Origin of the sequence: Spongorhabdus nitratireducens (genome assembly GCA_947387575.1) — a bacterium.
In the GTDB taxonomy this organism is placed as follows: domain Bacteria; phylum Pseudomonadota; class Gammaproteobacteria; order Pseudomonadales; family Endozoicomonadaceae; genus CANDOC01.
In genome coordinates this window covers 1-19,480 of the sequence record CANDOC010000011.1, presented here as the reverse complement: position 1 = coordinate 19,480, position 19,480 = coordinate 1, and the positions used below count along the sequence as shown (strand labels likewise).

Genomic DNA, 19,480 nt, shown 5'->3' with positions numbered 1-19,480 from the left:
ATAATCAGCTTGCTTGCTGTTTGACAGGCACTGCATATGTACCGGTTGCATGAGCAACCGGTGTTTCATCACCTTCCGAAAAAAGAACAACCTCTCCATAAACCAGTCGTCTGCCGTTTTTTATTAAACGGCATTCTCCAATAATGGCTTTGTCTGCAATGGGACGACTGAGAAAGTTAATATTCAGATTTGATGTCACAGCCATAATATCTTCAGGGCTGGTGGCCAGGATCGCGATATAAAGAGCACAGTCCGCAATTGAGAACAGAACCGGGCCAGATACGGTTCCTCCAGGGCGAAGATGTCGTTCCTCCACCGGAAACCGGATTCGGGCAGTACCATCACCAGCTTGCTCAATAATCAGGGTTGAATCCGGAAAGGCCTGATCGACAAAGGCCTGCAGCTTGGGTATAGAACTCAGGTCAGTCATTACACAACATCATTGTTATTATTGTGCCGTCTATCATGGCGTTCGCCTGAGGATTTGGCAAATACCCATATCACTATGATACACGCCTGATTGTTTTTACCAGCCTGCTTCATTAAACTTCCCGGCCCATTATGAAAGATAAAATGATGCAGGTTCAGGCCGCATCGACCGCGCCGGGAAAACCCTGAACCGGTGCCTTGCTCTCTGAACCCCCAGTGAACCTCTCCAGAGGGATGCCTGAACATGATGGTATGCCCGTTCACTTTATATTCATGTATGTGTGATTGATAAATCGTCTGCTGTTCAAGCCTTGTCCCGACAGGTTTCCTGCCGATTTATTGCTTGAGGGTTTACTTTGGATAGCGTGCCAATGGATCGTATCCCGACAGGTACGCAATGCATCTGCCAATAACAAACTTTTACGTTTGTCGGCCTGGCCTTTTGCTTGTGGGGCTCACCCTGAGGAAAAGACCGGTCAGAGACCGGCGACTCGCTAACTGTAAGGCAAGAAAGCCATCGTCCTCTATGGCAGAGGAAGTGGTACTTTTTTGTTAAAAGCTGTTTGGAGAAATACTGTGTTTGATTTGCATGTCAGCAAAGTCGCCACAATGAAAAATGACTTGCTGTCGGGATTAACTGTTGCGCTTGCACTGGTTCCCGAAGCTGTGGCCTTTGCTTTTGTTGCCGGCGTTGATCCGCTGGTGGGTCTGTATGCGGCCTTTATGGTCGGTTTGATTACTGCGGCTATTGGTGGTCGTCCGGGCATGATCTCCGGTGCGACCGGTGCACTGGCTGTGGTGATGGTCGCCCTGGTAGCTGACCATGGCGTTGAATACCTGTTTGCCACTGTAGTGCTGATGGGCATCATTCAGGTGCTGGCCGGGGTATTCAAGCTGGGTAAATTTATCCGCATGGTACCGCATCCGGTTATGCTGGGATTTGTAAACGGTCTGGCGATCGTGATCTTTCTTGCCCAGCTGAGCCAGTTTGGTCAGGCTGGTGAAGCAGGCTGGTTAGCAGGCACCTCTATGGAAGGCAGTGTTATCGACGTTGCCTGGATGGAAGGTGCTGACTTGTATCTGATGCTGGGTCTGGTTGCCCTTACTATGGCAATTATTCACTTCCTGCCAAAGCTGACTACCGCGATTCCATCTTCACTGGCAGCCATTATTGTTGTGACCGCACTGGTACTGGGCCTGAATCTGGATACCAAGGTTGTTGGTGATGTTGCCAGCATTGCCGGTGGCTTCCCGAGCCTGCACATTCCATCTGTGCCACTGACGATGGAAACCTTCTGGATTATTCTGCCGTACTCGCTGATTCTGGCGGCTATTGGCCTGATTGAATCCCTGCTGACCCTGCGGATGGTGGATGAACTGACAGAGACCCACGGTAGCAGTAACCGTGAATGTGTGGGTCAGGGCGTTGCCAACGTTGTAACCGGTATGTTCGGCGGTATGGGCGGCTGTGCCATGATTGGTCAGAGTATGATCAACGTAAATTCCGGTGGCCGTGGTCGTCTGTCCGGTATCTCTGCAGCGCTGTTCCTGCTGACATTTATTCTGTTTGCCTCTCCGCTGATTGAAAAGATTCCGCTGGCAGCACTGGTCGGTGTCATGTTTATCGTGGTTATCGGTACCTTTGAGTGGACCAGTTTCCGCATCATGGGCAAGGTGCCGAAGGGTGATGCCTTTGTACTGGTGCTGGTATCCGTTGTGACAGTGCTGACTGACCTTGCAATTGCCGTTATTGTCGGTGTGATTGTTTCCGCGCTGGTATTTGCCTGGGAGCATGCCAAGCACATTATGGTGGAACGTTCCGAAAACGAAGAAGGCTCTACTGTTTACCGTGTGCGTGGCCCGCTATTCTTTGGTTCTACTGCGAACTTTATGGAGCAGTTTACTCCGCGTGAAGATAATGACGATGTGATTATCGACTTTGCTGGCTCCCGGGTATGCGACCACTCTGGTCTGGAAGCGATTGATTCTCTGGCAGAGCGTTACCTGAACAATGGCAAGAAAGTACATTTCCTTCACCTGAGTCAGGACTGCCGTCAGCTGGTTCAAAAGGCTGGTAGCCTGATCGAAGTGAATGTGGTGGAAGATCCCAAGTATTTCGTGGCGACCAATAAATAATTCCTTCCTGTTCCCGCCAGAATATGGATTTTGGTGGGAACGCCTTTTACTGCTGTAGCCTACTTGGTAGAACACTCATTCCCTGTCAGGGCGCAAAAGTAATCCTTTGCCTGCAGGTTGGGCAGTGACTTTTTCGTTTTAACCACTGTTGCAGGCACGACATGCAGGTGTTGGTATGTCCACATTCCAGATTTACCAGTTCAACTTTGCTGTCAAAACAGATGATACAAAAATCTGTGACAAACCGGCCCAATATACCCCTTACAGGTGTTGTGATGTCGAATTCTTCGGCCGAAAGCTCTGCTGTTTTCAACGCTGATTTCAGCATTTGCCTGAAGCTCGATAAGGTAAAACTTTTTGGGTTTAGCATGCAGTTTGCACACCCGGATAAAGCCTCCTTTATAGTCACAACTGTAGTATGGGAGCCCTCCGATAAATAAGAAAACTGTGGCTCTACAAAACAACCTGTATCGTATTCTGAGGCTCCGGCTAGTTGGGCAAAATAATAAGGAGTCTGTCCTTCGCAGGCAGTAGAGTGATGCAATTCTCCATGAAGGGTGTACCCGACCATAAAAGCCAACCGGATCATATCAACATCACGGGCAGAGAGTATCTGGCCTGGCTCATCTAACAAGCGTTGGGCAAATCCGAGTTTGTAGCCGGGAGGAAACTTGTCCGGCTCAACCGTAGAATTCAAGGGTCGGGCTTCAGAAAAGTCTATCCATCGCCACGCTCCTGTTTCGGTAATCATGAAATTACCTGGTGTTAGATCTATCAATGCCAGCCCGGCCCTGTGAACAAAATCAAGTCCGTTGATCATTGCCCTGATAGCTTTGAGTCGGTCTGTACAGTTAGGTGTTGTATGACTGAGATAACGCTGTAGTGTTTGTTCTAACGCTTCCATGACGATAATGGACGAGCTGTCATGAATCCCCCCGCATGTTATGCCCTGACTGATGATGAACGACAAGTTGTTAGAATAATGATCACCATTGGAGTTATGGGCATATGAGGCAAGGGTTAGATAGTTTTCCCGCTCCATCAGAAAAGATTGTTGTGCCCGTTCTGGATCAGAGAAAGTACCTCCGGTATACACTTTAAAGGCATACTTTCTGCTACGGTGGTCTTGTACCACGTGTATTTCAGCAAGGGAGCTTTCTACCAAGGGTGTGCCCTGGCTAAACCACAACATGCCACCAGTATTCCTTCCTTCATCGGGAGGACTGGCGATACAGAAGTAAGGAATATGTTTCGCCCGGCGCTGGCAAACTGTTTGACCCATAAATGAGTAAGGACAAGGACTGTCGGCTTCGACACTCAGTCTCTGATGTTCATTCCACGGATTGTCTTCTTCTTCCCAGGAGCCGGCATGCAAGTCACAGTGAATACAGCATACGGTATCTTCTGTCGGTTCGTCTTCTTCTCTGGTGGTGTAATCGTGTTTTTGTTCTGTGGTTAAAGGCATAAATCCTGCTGCAGCGAGTGCTTTGAAATTAGCCGGAGTAAGGTTGAATCTGGCTGCAGAAGGAGCCAGCTGCTCCATTCTGTATCTGACACGAAAAGGACTGGACTGATTCCAGATCTGGGGGAGTGAGCTTGCTACAGCTTCAAAACTTAAATTGTCATAAGTGTCTTCAGACACTAATTGGCATGAGGCATCAAGGGCTGGAGTTGTCATAAAATGCTTTGGAATTGACGTATCCCTTCTAGGGACTGGTACAGGCTTTTCCGCTTCTCTGGAAACGGCACCAACCAAGTCATCTAAATCAATAACAGCCCCATCTTCACTTTCAGACCGTATAGTCCAGGTTTTTAACTGCTGATTGCTCGTGGTTTGGTGCTGCAAGCGGATTAATGTGTAACCGGTAAAATTTGTTGCATGGGCAAGAGAAACTGATCTGATTGCTGCCTCCTCAAGACTGTCCAGCCATACAGGTGTAATGATTGCACTGAACATATCAAAGGAGGTGATTTTGATAATATGGAGTCTGGCGTTGTAGCAAACAGCTATAAATAGTTGTTCTGTTCCTCCTGTAATCGCTCTGAACTGGCTACTTTCGAATTTCTCGGTTAAATGCCGGACTTTTCCATCAGGCTGAAACACCCAGAATGCAGGTTGGTTATGTCCATCACGATTTCTGAAGGTTACCGGGCAAACCAGATTGGTTCTGGTTAAGACTGGAAGAAGTGGCAATAAAGCAGCTTCGATGGTCTCTGATAATTCTGGTTGGCATGAAAATAGTTTTTGGAGTGCTACTGTGAATTTGTCCTGCGCTATACAGCAGCTGTTGAGAACAGACCTTATATCAGAAACCTCCAGCTTTCGCTGGGGTAATCTCCAGATAACAGAGTCAGTTACAGTATAAGGCATCCATTGCAAAGTATTAGGCTTGGCTTCCTCTTGTGCCAAAAATGAAAAAACAAAAACAAAAAATATTTTTCTGATTGCCTTATTCATTATATGCAACACAACTTATGCTTTGTCTGGATTAAATTAATAATCAATGATTATTAATTTAATGTTGTCATGAAAACTGTTTATTGTAATTGCTGTTAAATAAATGGACAGCTTTTGCTTTACAATCCAAAATTCTAGGCGCAAGAGTTTTTAATAAAGGCAATAATTAATATGTTTTTTTTAAGTCCTTTATATAGAATTTTGTTGTTAGTGGTTCTTATTTGTCTTCCTGGTTTGTCTCTGGCAATGAAGGGCGGTCAGTCAGGCTCAACGGATACGACGCCCGGTTCACCGTCGCAAGACAGGAGTTCTTCCGAAGCCAGTACTGTTGATGAGGTAGAAAAAGATGCTGCAACGAAAAAAAAACCCGAGGTAAAAAGAAATAAACTTGCAGAGAATAACTGGGCGGCAGTGAAAATGGTATCGCAACAGTCTTTCACTAAAGCGCGTACTGACATCACGACTGAAGATCAAGAAAAAAAACCGGGATCTTTGTTATCTAGCACAGAGAAATTAAAAGGTTATGAATTTGAATCTGACTACGTATTAACTCTTGTGCTGGGAGGAGGTGAGAGAACAGCCAAGCTTAGTGTTCACGTTGTAGGTGCAAATCAAAAAGAAGTTAGTGATTTTCAAAGAATGATCTGTCCTCTTTGTGAGGGTGTTTTAAGAACGCCTGTCATGCAAATGAGCTGTGGTGAAAGAGCATGTCGTCAATGTGTTCTTCAATATCAAAAACAAGTCATTCATAGTCGTGATACACAAATTGTAGAGATGGATGGCCCCGGTAGCTATGGTCAGTCAGAAAATGATGTAGAAAAAGATGGCCCCCCGACTTCATTTCAAAGCACCTATAACCCGAGTGAAAGTAGTAGCGCTTCAGGTCGAATTGGAGTAGAGCATTTAGTATGCCCCAAATGTAAGACGAATGTACATGAAGCAAATAAGGATAAAGCGGCTGAGAGAGAGTTAGCAGCGGATAGAGCTGTAGGTATTCAGTGCCCGTTATGCCAGCAGTTTTATTGTCATGCATTCGAGCTTCGCTCCGAACACGGACAAATGGTGTCTCATATGCGTGATGACTGCCCCTGCCTGCCAATACCTTGCCCTAACCGGGAAAGAGGTTGTGAATTTGAGTGTGAACGGCGTTGTCAGGATGAGATGCAAGCTCACATTAAGGAATGTGAATATCAACTGGAAGCATGCGAGTTCTGTCAGACTCAAGCTTTAATCAAAATGATGAAAGAGCATCATGATGAGTGCGATCAGTATCCTGTCAAAATTGTTATGTCTTCCGACCTGCAACTGACCCGGCTTCAGATTAAATGTCTAATAGGAGCGCAGAAATCAAAGGTTGACGACTTGGGTAGTCTTCTGGGCTTGGCTGCTGACCACATGCTTAAGCTGCAACAGATGGTGTTGAAACAAACTGCAGACAGCCAGGCTATCGCAGAAGAAAGAACACAGCTTCAGCTTGAAGTGAAAAAGCTGCAGGCTCGAATAGATACAGATATTCCGAGAATGGAAAGGTTGTTACAAACTGCTGGTGCTGGGCAAGTGGCTTTTGACCTTCAGGTACTGAATATGGAAACCTCTCCGATTCGTTATTATCAGGGCTGCGAACCTGACCAGTCCCAAGCTTTGTTGGTTAACGGTATGTCACTAACGCCCTGTTATTCTACCCATCAGGAATATGCGCATCAGAGCGACTACTATAGCAGAGCGCAAACCCAACCTGTGATTATGTTTCAGTTTGGAGTTCTCCATTATCGGCCATTTCAGAGTTGTCAGGTTTTAGGTCAGGTCAATGTGTTGATTTTTAACCCGAGAGACCCAACAAAATATGAACCATGTGGTTCAGTCAAGTTTGAGCCATCGTCGGAGTCATATGTACCTGTAAAAAAACATATGATTACTAAAAGGTATACATTTGCGAGCATCAGAAGCTATGCGGATCAACGGGGGAGGGTGAAGGTAATATTGGAAGCCCGATGATGCTATGAATATCCACATTTCAGATAAATACAATGCCCTCGGGCAGTTTGCTGCCGAGGGCACATGGTACTACCGAAGGGATTACTCCACTGTGATACGATCTACTTTCTGGAATCCTCGAGGTAGCTTGTTACCACGCCGTCCCCGCTCGCTGGTGTAATGCTCCAGATCAGCAGGCTTGAGATTCAGATGACGTCGGCCGGCATAAATAACCAGCGTATCTGCTGCGCTCAAAACAGTGACAGCGACGACAAACTCTATGCGATCTGCAGCGCGTGCTGAGTTGATGCTGATCAGCTTGTTACCCTTGCCCCTTGCCATGACCGGCAACTCGGAAGCTTTGAAAATAAGCAATCGACCTTCATTGGTGATGGCCGCAACGGTCTGCTCTTCCGGATTGGTCATGCGTACAGGAGTCAGAACCCGGGCATTGCGTGGCAATGTCAGTACCGCTTTACCCGCCTTGTTCTTGCTGCTCATATCTTCCAGTGAAGTGATAAAGCCATAACCGGCATCGGATGCCAGTAACAGCATATCCTTCTGTTCACCTGCCAGCACATGCTCGAACACAGAGCCGCCCGGAGGGTTAACCCGACCGGTCAACGGTTCGCCCTGACTACGTGCCGATGGCAGAGTATGTGAGGCAATGGTGTAGCTTCTCCCGAACGAGTCGAGGAAATAGGCCGACTGATTACTGCGACCATGAGCTGACTGCAGGTAGGCATCCCCGGCCTTATAGCTCAGGGTGGAAGGATCAATCTCATGGCCTTTGGCAGCACGGACCCAACCTTTCTTGGATAGTACGATAGTCACCGGGTCAGAGCTCATCAGCTCGGTTTCAGACAGCGCCTGAGCTTCCTTGCGGGTAACAATCGGAGAGCGACGGTCATCACCAAAGGTTTCCGCATCCTTCATGATTTCCTTTTTGATCAGGGTCTTCATGCGGCGGTCGGAGCCCAGCGTCTGCTCAAGCTGTTTGCGCTCTTTGCTCAGTTCGTCCTGCTCAGCGCGGATCTTCATTTCTTCCAGTTTGGCCAACTGGCGTAACTTCAATTCGAGGATCGCTTCAGCCTGACGTTCACTCAGGTTAAAGCGTTCCATCAACACCTGCTTGGGTTTGTCCTCAGAGCGGATAATATCGATGACTTCGTCGATATTCAGGAACGCAGCCAGCAGACCATCCAGAATATGCAGCCGATCAGTGACTTTATCGAGGCGATACTGCAAACGACGGCGAACAGTATCGGTACGGTAACTCAGCCATTCGGTCAGAATACGATCCAGCGGCTTCACCTGTGGACGGCCATCAATACCGATCATATTCATGTTGACGCGGTAGGTGCGTTCAAGATCGGTGGTAGCGAACAGGTGGTTCATCAGCTGTTCAGCGTCGCACTTCTTCTTGGCCGGAGTAATGACGAGGCGAGTCGGGTTTTCATGATCAGACTCGTCACGCAGATCAGCAACCATTGGCAGTTTTTTCTTCTGCATCTGGTCGGCAATCTGTTCCAGAATTTTGGCGCCGGAAACCTGGTGAGGTAGGGCGTTGATAACAATATCGCCGTTTTCCTTCACCCATACGGCCCGCATACGAACCGAGCCGCGGCCCAGTTTGTACATCTTGATGATGTCGGCACGGGAGCTGATGATCTCGGCTTCAGTCGGGAAGTCCGGTCCCTTGATGTGCTCACACAGATCTTCAATGGTGGCAGCCGGCTTTTCCAGCAGATGGACACAGGCGCTGGCAACTTCTTTCAAATTGTGTGGCGGAATATCGGTGGCCATACCGACGGCGATACCGGTTGTGCCGTTCAGCAGCAGGTTGGGCAGTCGAGCTGGAAGCGTTGCCGGCTCATCCAGGGTGCCGTCAAAGTTGGGTACCCAGTCTACTGTGCCCTGGCCTAGCTCCTGCAGCAGTACATTGGCATATGCATCCAACCGGGATTCGGTGTAACGCATGGCGGCGAAGGACTTGGGGTCATCCGGCGAGCCCCAGTTACCCTGGCCATCAATCAGCGGATAGCGGTAAGAGAAAGGTTGTGCCATCAGCACCATGGCTTCATAACAAGCACTGTCACCATGGGGGTGAAACTTACCCAGTACATCACCCACAGTACGAGCTGACTTTTTATATTTGGCTGTATTTTTCAGCCCCAACTCGCTCATGGCGTAGACAATACGCCGCTGAACCGGCTTCAGGCCATCCCCGATATGAGGCAGCGCACGGTCCAGGATGACGTACATGGAATAGTTGAGATAGGCGTTTTCGGTATAGGCGCGAAGTGACTGGCGTTCGATTCCGTCATCGCCAAGCACGATCTGTTCCGTCATTGGAAACCTGTGTATTTGTCAAACGGGAAATTCCTCCATGATAAGTAGCCTGTGGTTCGTGCGCCAGTCCATCGCGTTATTCTTTATTGTTTTGATGGATTCATTTTGGTGTAGACATCACGGTTGATAGCGCGGGAATTCCATTGATCCTTGCCGCTGGACTGCACTAAAAACATGACATCGAGCTGATTTTGCTCATCGATATAGCCGGCCAGGCTGATTGTGACTGGAGAGCCGCAGCTTTCCATGCTGAGACTGAAAGATACGGCATTACCATTGATAAAACCGTGGACTTCCACCGGCGCTCCAATGCAGGTTTTGGTTGCTGCAACCGCTGTGGTAAAGAGTCCCCGGAATTCATTATTTTCCAGTTTGGCAATATCCAGCGTGGAGCCCCTTTGGTTGACCCATACGCCTTTGAGTTGCTGAGGATCGAAGGGGGTAGCAACTGAAGCTGGCTTATTCAGGGAATCAGGAGCAACAGCTTTATCTGCTGTTGCTGGCAAAGACAAGGCACATACCATCACAAAGCTGACAAGCGCCTGAACCCTATACCTAGCGATAAGTGAATTCTTTTTAATCATACCCTGCTGTCATTTATCAAGCCTGACTGACTCATAAATGTAGTCCGGATTTTACAATTTGGAATACGGCCTTTTGGGTATGATGTGCCTTACTTTTTCTTTTTATTCAAGTCAGAACTGCCTTTAGCTGCAGAAGGATGGTGATCCGCTAGAGGATTACTGAAAAAGTCAGCAGGAACAGAGACGCCAGCAAGCGCCATTTCGATAGTTTCAAAATCTGGAGTTGTGAAAACAATGGCTGCTTTTAAACTTTGAAAACCGGCACGGGTATATAACTGGATGCCTGCAACTCCCCCCTGATTAAAGGTTGTTGCTACATGATCATTGATCAAATAGTGCCCGTTTGTTTTAACTTTTGGCAATTGCAGCCTGAAATGACAGGGCAGACAATGGCTAACAATCATACAGGTAAGTGTCCATGATCGAGGGTCGCAGTAGCTGTTTATAACAGGCCACTGTTGTAGCAAAAGGTAAATATGACGCAATATTTCAGATGATGTCATCAGTGAAAAAAACGGATAGGTAAGCAGATGTTCTCCTGGCCTGTCTGTGATCCCGTCTCTTTGCTGAATAACTCTTTGTGTATACTCAATAGTTTCCTTTAGTCGCCATGACCCTTTTGGATGCTTGAGGTAGACGCACCTGTTTTCGGAATTGATCTGTAATAAAGATGGATTGTCCTGATACGCTGTGCAGGAAGATATTTCTATCTTATTCACCTGAGGAGTAAACGGAGATGTAGGAGGTTCTTTTGCTTTTTCCAGGATCAAAGTGTCGGATTTTGCTGGGGAGCTCCTAACCCAGAAAATAGCTTTTCCATCCAACTCAACAGCTAGATTGCGATGAGCCAAAAGCTGACTGGAAAGAATAAGCGAAAGGCTGAATATTGAAACGTGTAAGATCCTGCGCAACACGTCAATTCCACTATTATTGGCTGTTTGAATTCCATACTAGCCGACAATATAGAGGGCTTAAGATTAATTTGAAATTACAGTTTTGATTCATCTTGTCAAAGAACAGACAACAAAACTGAACTGAAAGAAGAGCCTCGAACACATCGGGTAAGCGAAGCTCTTTTGGTTTCAGGTATCGAGAAGATAGCAGTCTTCCAAACACTGCCTTCCAAACATCAATGTCAGGCCGTCAATGCTCGTGTCCGACCACAACCACCGATGGCAACAAAAACAAACTGGGCATCGGTCACCTTGTGCAGGCTGCCTTTACCAAAAGGTTTGTTCCAGACTTCGATGGAAACAGTCACCGAGCGCTGACCGGTTTTTTCCACTTCGCCATAAAAGCTGACCTGATCACCCACTTTAACCGGGCTGACAAAACTCATACCTTCAACCGCTACGGTTGCAACCCGGCCACCGGCAATATTACGGGCCAGCATTTCTCCAGCCTGATCCATATGCATCAGTACCCAGCCGCCGTTGATATCACCTTCGGGATTGGTGTCCCGCGGCTGGGCGATCAGTTGCATCACCAGCTCACCCTGGGGCTGGGGAAATATTTCGTTATCAACGGTGTGCAGATCCATCATAGGAATACTCCTCTTTTATTCTTCTTATTGTGCAGAGGCCATTGGTACTGCAGGTTCCGCTGGAACATATATATCACCCATAGATTTGCTCCGGCAACCAGGTTGCCAGCTCCGGCCATAGTGCAAGCATGGCCAGCAATATCAGTTGAATTGCTATAAAAGGCGCAACGCCTTTGTATATTTCTGTTGTTTTAATATGCGACGGTGCTACGCCGCGAAGGTAGAACAGGGCAAAGCCGAATGGTGGCGTCAGGAACGATGTTTGTAAATTGACGGCAATCATGATTCCGAGCCAGACCGGATCAATACCCATGGCCAGCAATACCGGACCCACAATCGGAACAACGACAAAGGTGATTTCAATAAAGTCGAGAATAAAGCCGAGCAGGAATATCACCAGCATGACGACAAATACGGCCGTGAACTTTCCGCCAGGCATGGACTGGAACAGATGCTGTATCAACTCATCACCACCATAACCACGGAACACCAGCGAAAATACTGAGGCTCCAATCAGAATCATGAACACCATACAGGTGATTCGAGTGGTCGATTCGACAATTTCCTTTAGCTGGGAAATACCCAGAGCTCTTTTCCAGAGTGCCAGCAGGGTTGCTCCAAGCGCACCGACACCTGCTGCTTCAGTTGGCGTTGCGATACCTGCCAGAATGGAACCCAGTACAGTGAAGATCAGTAGCAGGGGCGGAAACAACGAAGTCAAAAGACTTGGATGTTCGATACCATCATCTACAGACTCATCACTGGATGCAGCAGGAGCCAACTCCGGCTTCAATAAAACAGTTACCGTGATGTAGATAATATAAAGTGCAACCAGAATCAGGCCGGGAATCAAAGCGCCAACAAACAGGTCCCCGACAGATACTGTTTTAGGTGAAAAGATCCCCTGACTGAGCTGGGCCTGTTGATAAGCACTGGAGAGGACGTCACCCAGTAATACCAGCGCTATAGAAGGAGGAATGATCTGACCCAGAGTGCCTGTGGCGCAGATTGTGCCGGTTGCCAATGCCGGAGAGTAATTCCTTTTTAACATGGTGGGCAGTGAGAGTAGTCCCATTGTCACGACCGTGGCCCCGACAATACCGGTACTGGCAGCCATCAACATACCAACCAGAGTTACTGCAATACCCAGGCCACCGGGAAGGCGCCCGAGCAACCGGGACATACTATCCAGCAGGTCTTCGGCTACTCTCGACTTTTCCAGCATAACGCCCATCAATACAAACAGAGGCAGTGCCAGCAAAGTCTGGTTGGTCATAATGCCGTAAAGGCGATTGGGAAGTGCCGAGAGAAAAGCAGGATCAAATAAACCACCGGCAATACCACCGATAGCAAATACCAGTGCTGTGCCGCCCAGAGAAAATGCGACAGGGTATCCGGCCAGTAATACCAGGCAGACAACAGCAAACATAAACAGCGGAATATATTCCATCATGCTGGCTGCCCTCCTTTTGTAGAAGCTTTATCAGTCAGCACCAGAATATTGCGTAGACACTCAGCCAGTCCCTGTAAGAAAAGAGTACAGGCCATAACAGGAATCAATGATTTCAACAGATAGATGGCCGCCAGTCCGCCAGGATCCTGCGAGCGTTCCTGCACAGCCCAGGACTGGGCAACATAATCAAAGCTGATCCATAGAATAAACAGACAAACGGGGATCAGTAAGAACAGCGAGCCAAGCAGATTAACCCAGGCTTGCCCCTTTTGAGTGAATCGCTGATAGAAAATATCAACCCGAACATGGCCGTTATGTTTTAACGTCCAGGCTGTTGCTGTCATGAATATAAGTGCATGAATCCAGGTTGCGGCTTCCTGCAGTGCTATGGATCCGATATTGAAACCGTAACGTAAAAGTACAACCAGACAGACAACAATCATCAACAGGATATTGCACCACGATGTTATTCGACCGGTGGCCTCTGTTAATGCATCGATTTTCTGAATGATCTGCCGGGATGCTGCTTCCGGCATCCGGGCCTCACCTGCAGGCGTTCTGACTGGTGGCATACAAGCTCCCTTTATTTTCTGTCTTATTGCGGGTTGCCAGCGTGCCTATTAAATCACATTGGGAAGTAAAGGATAACTAGGCAGGTAATGGTAAAGAATTAACGGCTTTGATCTTCTTTTATCTGAAGTCGGGCTTGATTATCCGCTGTTTGCTTCGCGGTCGTTAATCGTCAGCGGGCTTAAAAACTTAAGTGTGCTCTGGACAAGCCGGATTACGGTGTGTGAAACTCGTGAGCCACTAAATATACACATTACGTAGATGTTTTCAGTTTGATCCTGAAGCATCACAACTATAAGAACAGATACCATGCTGCCTTCTCTCTTGCAGCATTGGGCAGACGTCATTGCATGAATAAAACAATGCGGTAGCTGGCCGGAAAACATTCGGCTCTGAAATACAACAATCTGAACAAAGTACAGGGATTGGTGCAGGGGTATTACAGGTGAGCTTGTTCGAGTATGCCGGAGACCCTCTGGCTGGATGTCTTAAGCAATTAGTACTTTATTTCGACTGTCGGGCTGATCAGGGCTCACTGACAGCAGGTCTACCATTACGTGATGGCTGCCTTATGCCGCGGGAATTCCAGCGTGCTGCTGAACGGGCGGGGCTGGAGACAGAGCTGGCAGAAAACAGGATTTCCAATCTGAAGGAAGATGCGCTGCCCGCTGTACTGCTGATGCAGAATGATCAGGCCTGTGTCCTGTTTCAGATCAGCCGCTCTAATAATGAAGCCGTAATTGCTGACCCTGAAGGTGAATATCACACCATCCGCCTGTCAGACCTTGAACAGGTACTGACCGGTTTTATCATTACTGTCCGCCCTCATTTGTCTTCCGGCCTTTTAAACAAAGGTACTCAGGAAGAAGATACGGAGCTTAAACGCAGTCGCTGGTTCTGGTCTGCCTTCAAGCCTTACGTTCCTATCTACCGGGATGTGCTGTTGGCAAGCTTGCTGGTCAATATGTTTGCGCTGGCCTCACCCCTGTTTGTTATGAATGTCTATGACAGGGTTGTGCCTAATCAGGCATTTGAAACCCTGTGGATGCTGGCGATTGGAGTATTGCTGGCGTATACCCTCGAATTTGCCGTCAAGGCAGTACGTGCCCGCTTTGTTGATCTGGTAGGTAAACAGATTGACCTGACATTATCTGCCCGGTTGATGGAGAAGGTGCTGGGCCTGAAGCTTGCCGCCAGACCTGCCGCAACCGGCAGCTTTATGAGTAATCTGGCAGAGTTCGATAGCATCCGCAGCTTTATTACATCGGCAACAGTGCTAACGCTGGTGGACTTGCCTTTTGTGCTGTTGTTTATGGCGCTGGTTATTTGGGTGGGTGGCCCGTTGGTGGCTGTTCCTTTGGCCAGTATGACGCTGGCCGGTATAGCGGCCTGGTTTATCAACCGTCCACTGCAGCAGAACATTGAGCAGAGCCAGCAGGTTTCATCCGAACGCCAGGCGTTTCTGGTTGAAACCCTGATGGGGCTTGAAGCGATCAAGACATCTCAGGCTGAAAGCCAGAGCCAGTTCCATTGGGAGCGAATGAATCGCTTTCTGGCAAGTGTCGGCCTCAAAATCAGACAGCTGCAGTTTGTATCCAGCCAGCTAGCCACGTTTATGATGCAGGTGGGCACAATACTGTTGATCGCTGGTGGCGTATACATGATCAGTGCCGGAGATCTGTCCATGGGTGGCTTGATTGCCCTGATGATGGTCTCCGGGCGTTGCACGGCTCCGGTTATTCAGGCAATCGGGCTGATTAACCAGTATGAACGGGCCAAGCAGGCTCTGGATCATGCCGGCAGTATTATGTCTTTGCCGCAGGAAAGACCGGTCGAGCGCCGCTTCCTGAAACCCGGCAAGGTATTTGGCAGCTGGAATATCAATAATGTGACGTTTGCTTATCCAGAGTCTCAGCCGTTGTTGAAAGAGGTTTCCATCGAAGTAAAAGCGGGTGAGAAGGTTGCGGTACTGGGGCGTATGGGATCAGGCAAAAGCACCCTGCTGCAGCTGTTGATGGATTTGTGGGAAGCGTCAGACGGTACTATCAGTCTCGATGGTATTGATATTCGCCAGCTTGATCCGGCGATTTTGCGTAGCTATGTCGGCTATGTGCCTCAGCATATTGACCTGTTCCGTGGCAGCATTCGCGACAATATTACTCTGGGGCGGAGTAGTGCCTCGGATGAGGATATTATCCGCGCGGTTAAACAGTCCGGGTTTGGCGAACTGCTGGAGTCGGGTGGCGCCGGACTGGATTATCAGGTGGCTGAAGGTGGGCGTAACCTCTCTGGTGGCCAGATTCAGTCAATTGGTATTGCCCGGGCATTATTACTGAATCCGCCGGTACTGATTCTGGATGAACCAACCAGTGCTATGGATAACCAGGGTGAAGCCTGTTTCCGGGAGACACTGGCCAGTCTGAAAGAGCAGACGGTTATTATGGTAACTCACAAGATTTCCCTGCTGGATTGCATGGATACCGTTGTCGTAATGGAAAAAGGGCGTGTTGTAGCCAAGGTTGCAGCCCAGGAGATGCTGGCATCCCAGCGTGTGAAGAGACAAAGCCGGGTGGTACAGGCCAACCCGACTCAAGCGGAGGCTGTCCATGACTGACCATCCGAAGAACCCTGAAGCATCAACATCAAAAACAGCATCAAGTGAAACATTGCGGCAGTACTATCAGCAGGATGCACGTTCTGCTGTTCAGGATGCTCTGCCGAGGGGCGGTCGCCCGCTGCTGTTTGTGACAGCTTTATCGCTGGTGTTGTTTCTAGGCTGGGCTGCCATTTGCGAAATCGATGAAATTACCCGGGGTATGGGGAAAGTTATCCCCTCCAGCCGGATCCAGATGATTCAGAACCTTGAAGGCGGAATTATCTCTGACATCAAGGTGCAAGAAGGGGATACCGTTCAGAAGGGGCAGGTACTGCTCACTATGGATGATACCCGGTTCAGTTCCAGTCGGGATGAAAAACGAGCCAGCCAGCAGGCACTTGAAGCACGACTGGCGCGTCTTACTGCCCAGGTTGAAAACCGAAAACTGGCAATGCCGCGAACTGTTATGGATGAATCTCCGGAGCTTGCGGCAAGGGAAATACAGCTGTTTTTCAGTCATAAGGAAGAGATGAAAAGCCGGCTGGGTGTACTGCAGCAGCAGCTGGAACAGCAGGAAAATGATCACGAAGAAATGCAGGCCAAGAGCAACCTGCTAAAGCGACGCAACAAGTTATTGAGTGAGGAATTCCAGCTGGCTAAAAAATTGGCTGCAGAAGGTGCTGTTTCCCGGGTCGAACTGTTAAGAATTGCCCGGCAAGTGAGCGATGTTGAAGGTGAAGTGATGATGGCTAGCGAGTCACTCGACCGGATTCAGGCTCAACAACAGGAAACATTGAAGCGGGTTGATGAAACCAAATTGTCATTCATTAACAAGTCACGGCTGGAGCTGAATGAAACACTTGGCAAACTCAATGAGCTGTCTGCAGGGGAGTCTGCACTGGAAGATCGGGTAGACAGAACGAAGGTTCGCTCACCGGTACATGGAATTGTAAAGACCATTATGGTAAACACTGAAGGTGGTGTAGTGCAGCCGGGCATGAACATGATGGAAATTGTGCCGGTCGATGACACGCTGAAAGTAGAAGCTCGCATTCGCCCCGAAGATATTGGCTTTCTGCATCCGGGACAGAAAGCCATTGTCCGTTTTACCGCATATGACTTCACCATATATGGCGGACTTGAGGGCGAACTGACGCATATCAGTGCTGACACCATTACGGATGAAAAGGGCGACAGTTTTTATCTGGCCCATATCCAGACCCGAAAGAATTCCCTGGACAAAGAAACGCAAGGCGTCACCGGCAATAACAAGCCGGTGATACCCGGTATGGTCGCAACGGTTGACATCATGACCGGTAAAAAGACCTTGCTGACCTATCTGCTCAAGCCTGTTTTAAGGGCAAAACAGTTAGCTTTTACCGAGCGATAGCGGTCAGCAGAAGCTGGAACAAAGAAAAGAATTTAAAAACACCCGACGTGGTACGGGCAGATCGGGTGACTGAAAAGAATAAAGGATAAGGAGCTCACCCATGATCTCGGCCAATACACAAAGTATAGGATCTCCCCACTTTGTAACGGGTAAGGTTATTGCCAGAAGTCCTGACGGCGTGGAGCGGATTATAAAAGTCGGAGACAAGATCTTTGCCTCTGACACGATTATTACTGCAGCCAGCAGTTCCATTCATATTGATTTTAATAATGGCGAGACAGTCGAAGTCTTTTCCAATCAAAACTTCAGTCTTGCAGATTATTTGCAGCAAAACGGGTTTGAATTTGCCGGTGAAATTGAAGCTGAGCAGGTTGAAGAGGTTCTAGCTGCCAATGAAACAACACCCGAGCCACTGCCGGATGCCGATGGCGAGCTGACCATTGAAGACATTCTTAACCTGCCGGCACCAACTGCGGGCCAGCAGTCTGCCGGTGGAGGCATTGAAGAGCCTGTTATCATTCCTTTTGATATTCGACAGGTAACGCCCGATACCCGTGCCGTTGATACCGGGATTGGTGGCCAGACTGATGAGATTACAGATCAGATTGGAGATGACACCGGAAGTGTTATCAACAATGCGCCTGCCATCACTGTTACTGCCAATAACTTCACCGAAGATAGTGGTGCTGCTGCTGGTGATGTGGCTGCAACTTACGTTGCCACTGATCCTGACGGGGATGCGCTGACCGTATCTTTCACTCCCGGTACCAACACTAATGGTCATTATGTTCTTAATAATGGCCGGGTAGAACTCACCCAGGCCGGTGTTGATGCGATTAATGCCGGACAGCCTCTGGACCCTGTCGATCTGACCGTCACCGATGATGGTAATCCTTCCCAATCTGCCAGTGATAGTGATACGCCGGTTGTGACGACTGTCAACGACGCTCCGACTATTGATGTCACCGCTAATAACTTCACTGAAGATAGTGGGGCACAGGCAGGTGATGTTGCCGGAACATATGTTACCCGTGATGAAGAAGGGGATAACCTGACGGTAAGTTTCACTCCGGGTACCAATACCAATGGACATTATGTACTTGCCAATGGTCGTGTGGAGCTGACGCAGGCAGGTGTCGATGCCATTAATGCTGGGCAGCAATTAGACACCATTGATCTTACCGTCAGTGATGACAACCTGACCGGACAGGACAGAGATGATCCTGTTGTTACCACAGTAAATGATGCACCAACCATTGATGTCACCGCCAATGACTTTACTGAGAACAGTGCGGCCGCAAACGATGTAGCGGCAACTTATGCTACAGGTGATGAGGATGGAGATAATCTGACCGTCAACTGGAATGGCCCTGTTCCTTCTGATCCAGATGGCGATCCGTTATATCTGCTGGACACTGCTAACAATAGAGTGTTGCTGACACAGGCAGGTGCTGACCACGTCAACGCAGGGAATGACCTGCCACCGGTGAACCTGACCGTTACCGATGACGGTGCCGGCAATCTGACCGGACAGGACAGTGATGACCCGAATGTCACCACCGTCAACGATGCGCCGGAGATCGATGTCACCGCCAATGACTTCACCGAGAACAGTGCCGCAGCGAACCAGGTCGCAGCCACTTACACGACTGCAGATGAAGACGGCGATAACCTGACCGTCAGCTGGACCGGCGGTAATGTGCCATCTGACCCGGATGGTGATCCGCTGTATCAGCTGGATACCGCCAACAACCGGGTGCTGCTGACCCAGGCCGGCGCCGACTATGTCAATGCTGGCAATGATCTGCCACCGGTGAACCTGACCGTTACCGATGACGGTGCCGGCAATCTGACCGGACAGGACAGTGATGACCCGAATGTCACCACCGTCAACGATGCGCCGGAGATCGATGTCACCGCCAATGACTTCACCGAGAACAGTGCCGCAGCGAACCAGGTCGCAGCCACTTACACGACTGCAGATGAAGACGGCGA

The 19,480-nt window shown here is 48.9% G+C and carries 13 protein-coding genes; 5 read left to right on the top strand and 8 right to left on the bottom strand.

The features are described from left to right. Positions 1 to 4 precede the first annotated feature (4 nt). Positions 5 to 430, bottom strand: a complete 426-nt coding sequence (locus ACYZZ0_RS18450; RefSeq protein ID WP_461538130.1) for a PaaI family thioesterase — start codon at positions 428 to 430, stop codon at positions 5 to 7. 575 nt (positions 431 to 1,005) lie between these two features. Here ACYZZ0_RS18450 and ACYZZ0_RS18445 point away from each other — a divergent pair. Then, positions 1,006 to 2,565 carry a SulP family inorganic anion transporter gene (locus ACYZZ0_RS18445; RefSeq protein ID WP_461538129.1) on the top strand — a complete coding sequence of 520 codons (1,560 nt, stop codon included), beginning with the start codon at positions 1,006 to 1,008 and terminating at the stop codon, positions 2,563 to 2,565. A gap of 85 nt (positions 2,566 to 2,650) precedes the next feature. Here the strand turns inward: ACYZZ0_RS18445 and ACYZZ0_RS18440 are convergent, their stop codons facing one another. Beyond that, complete coding sequence (locus tag ACYZZ0_RS18440; protein WP_461538128.1) at positions 2,651 to 5,023, bottom strand: RING-HC finger protein; 2,373 nt, start codon at positions 5,021 to 5,023, stop codon at positions 2,651 to 2,653. A 171-nt stretch (positions 5,024 to 5,194) separates the two neighbouring features. Here ACYZZ0_RS18440 and ACYZZ0_RS18435 point away from each other — a divergent pair, with 171 nt between their 5' ends. Then, positions 5,195 to 7,018: an RING finger protein gene (locus ACYZZ0_RS18435; protein WP_461538127.1), complete on the top strand. Its 1,824-nt coding sequence runs from the start codon at positions 5,195 to 5,197 to the stop codon at positions 7,016 to 7,018. Positions 7,019 to 7,099: 81 nt separating this feature from the next. Here ACYZZ0_RS18435 and parC read toward each other — a convergent pair whose 3' ends face one another. The 6 genes from parC to ACYZZ0_RS18405 form a co-directional block, all read right to left on the bottom strand. Then, a complete protein-coding gene (gene parC / locus ACYZZ0_RS18430) occupies positions 7,100 to 9,349 on the bottom strand; it encodes a DNA topoisomerase IV subunit A (protein WP_461538126.1) in 2,250 nt (749 codons plus the stop codon). Between the two features lie 83 nt (positions 9,350 to 9,432). Next, complete coding sequence (locus ACYZZ0_RS18425) at positions 9,433 to 9,933, bottom strand: avidin/streptavidin family protein (RefSeq protein ID WP_461538125.1); 501 nt, start codon at positions 9,931 to 9,933, stop codon at positions 9,433 to 9,435. Between the two features lie 89 nt (positions 9,934 to 10,022). Next, positions 10,023 to 10,847: a hypothetical protein gene (locus ACYZZ0_RS18420; protein ID WP_461538124.1), complete on the bottom strand. Its 825-nt coding sequence runs from the start codon at positions 10,845 to 10,847 to the stop codon at positions 10,023 to 10,025. Between the two features lie 221 nt (positions 10,848 to 11,068). Continuing rightward, a complete protein-coding gene (locus tag ACYZZ0_RS18415) occupies positions 11,069 to 11,476 on the bottom strand; it encodes an acyl-CoA thioesterase (RefSeq protein WP_461538123.1) in 408 nt (135 codons plus the stop codon). 73 nt (positions 11,477 to 11,549) lie between these two features. Further along, positions 11,550 to 12,929 (bottom strand): TRAP transporter large permease, encoded by a 1,380-nt coding sequence (locus tag ACYZZ0_RS18410; protein WP_461538122.1) that lies wholly within the window; start codon positions 12,927 to 12,929, stop codon positions 11,550 to 11,552. After that, positions 12,926 to 13,501, bottom strand: coding sequence for a TRAP transporter small permease subunit (locus ACYZZ0_RS18405; protein ID WP_461538121.1), 576 nt, complete (start codon positions 13,499 to 13,501; stop codon positions 12,926 to 12,928). The genes ACYZZ0_RS18410 and ACYZZ0_RS18405 overlap by 4 nt, the downstream gene beginning before the upstream one ends. A gap of 443 nt (positions 13,502 to 13,944) precedes the next feature. Here ACYZZ0_RS18405 and ACYZZ0_RS18400 point away from each other — a divergent pair, with 443 nt between their 5' ends. The 3 genes from ACYZZ0_RS18400 to ACYZZ0_RS18390 all read left to right on the top strand — a co-directional run. Then, positions 13,945 to 16,113: a type I secretion system permease/ATPase gene (locus ACYZZ0_RS18400; RefSeq protein WP_461538120.1), complete on the top strand. Its 2,169-nt coding sequence runs from the start codon at positions 13,945 to 13,947 to the stop codon at positions 16,111 to 16,113. Next, positions 16,106 to 17,485 (top strand): HlyD family type I secretion periplasmic adaptor subunit, encoded by a 1,380-nt coding sequence (locus ACYZZ0_RS18395; RefSeq protein WP_461538119.1) that lies wholly within the window; start codon positions 16,106 to 16,108, stop codon positions 17,483 to 17,485. The genes ACYZZ0_RS18400 and ACYZZ0_RS18395 overlap by 8 nt, the downstream gene beginning before the upstream one ends. Positions 17,486 to 17,585: 100 nt before the next feature. After that, positions 17,586 to 19,480: hypothetical protein (locus tag ACYZZ0_RS18390; protein WP_461538118.1), on the top strand; the 1,895-nt coding region annotated here is incomplete at its 3' end.

Bases quoted from the DNA above. Each gene is read 5' to 3' on its own strand.
- ACYZZ0_RS18450 (WP_461538130.1), bottom strand. From the start codon at position 430: ATGACTGACCTGAGTTCTATACCCAAGCTGCAGGCCTTTGTCGATCAG.
- ACYZZ0_RS18440 (WP_461538128.1), bottom strand. From the start codon at position 5,023: ATGAATAAGGCAATCAGAAAAATATTTTTTGTTTTTGTTTTTTCATTT.
- ACYZZ0_RS18435 (WP_461538127.1), top strand. From the start codon at position 5,195: ATGTTTTTTTTAAGTCCTTTATATAGAATTTTGTTGTTAGTGGTTCTT.
- parC (WP_461538126.1), bottom strand. From the start codon at position 9,349: ATGACGGAACAGATCGTGCTTGGCGATGACGGAATCGAACGCCAGTCA.
- ACYZZ0_RS18425 (WP_461538125.1), bottom strand. From the start codon at position 9,933: ATGATTAAAAAGAATTCACTTATCGCTAGGTATAGGGTTCAGGCGCTT.
- ACYZZ0_RS18415 (WP_461538123.1), bottom strand. From the start codon at position 11,476: ATGATGGATCTGCACACCGTTGATAACGAAATATTTCCCCAGCCCCAG.
- ACYZZ0_RS18410 (WP_461538122.1), bottom strand. From the start codon at position 12,929: ATGATGGAATATATTCCGCTGTTTATGTTTGCTGTTGTCTGCCTGGTA.
- ACYZZ0_RS18405 (WP_461538121.1), bottom strand. From the start codon at position 13,501: ATGCCACCAGTCAGAACGCCTGCAGGTGAGGCCCGGATGCCGGAAGCA.
- ACYZZ0_RS18395 (WP_461538119.1), top strand. From the start codon at position 16,106: ATGACTGACCATCCGAAGAACCCTGAAGCATCAACATCAAAAACAGCA.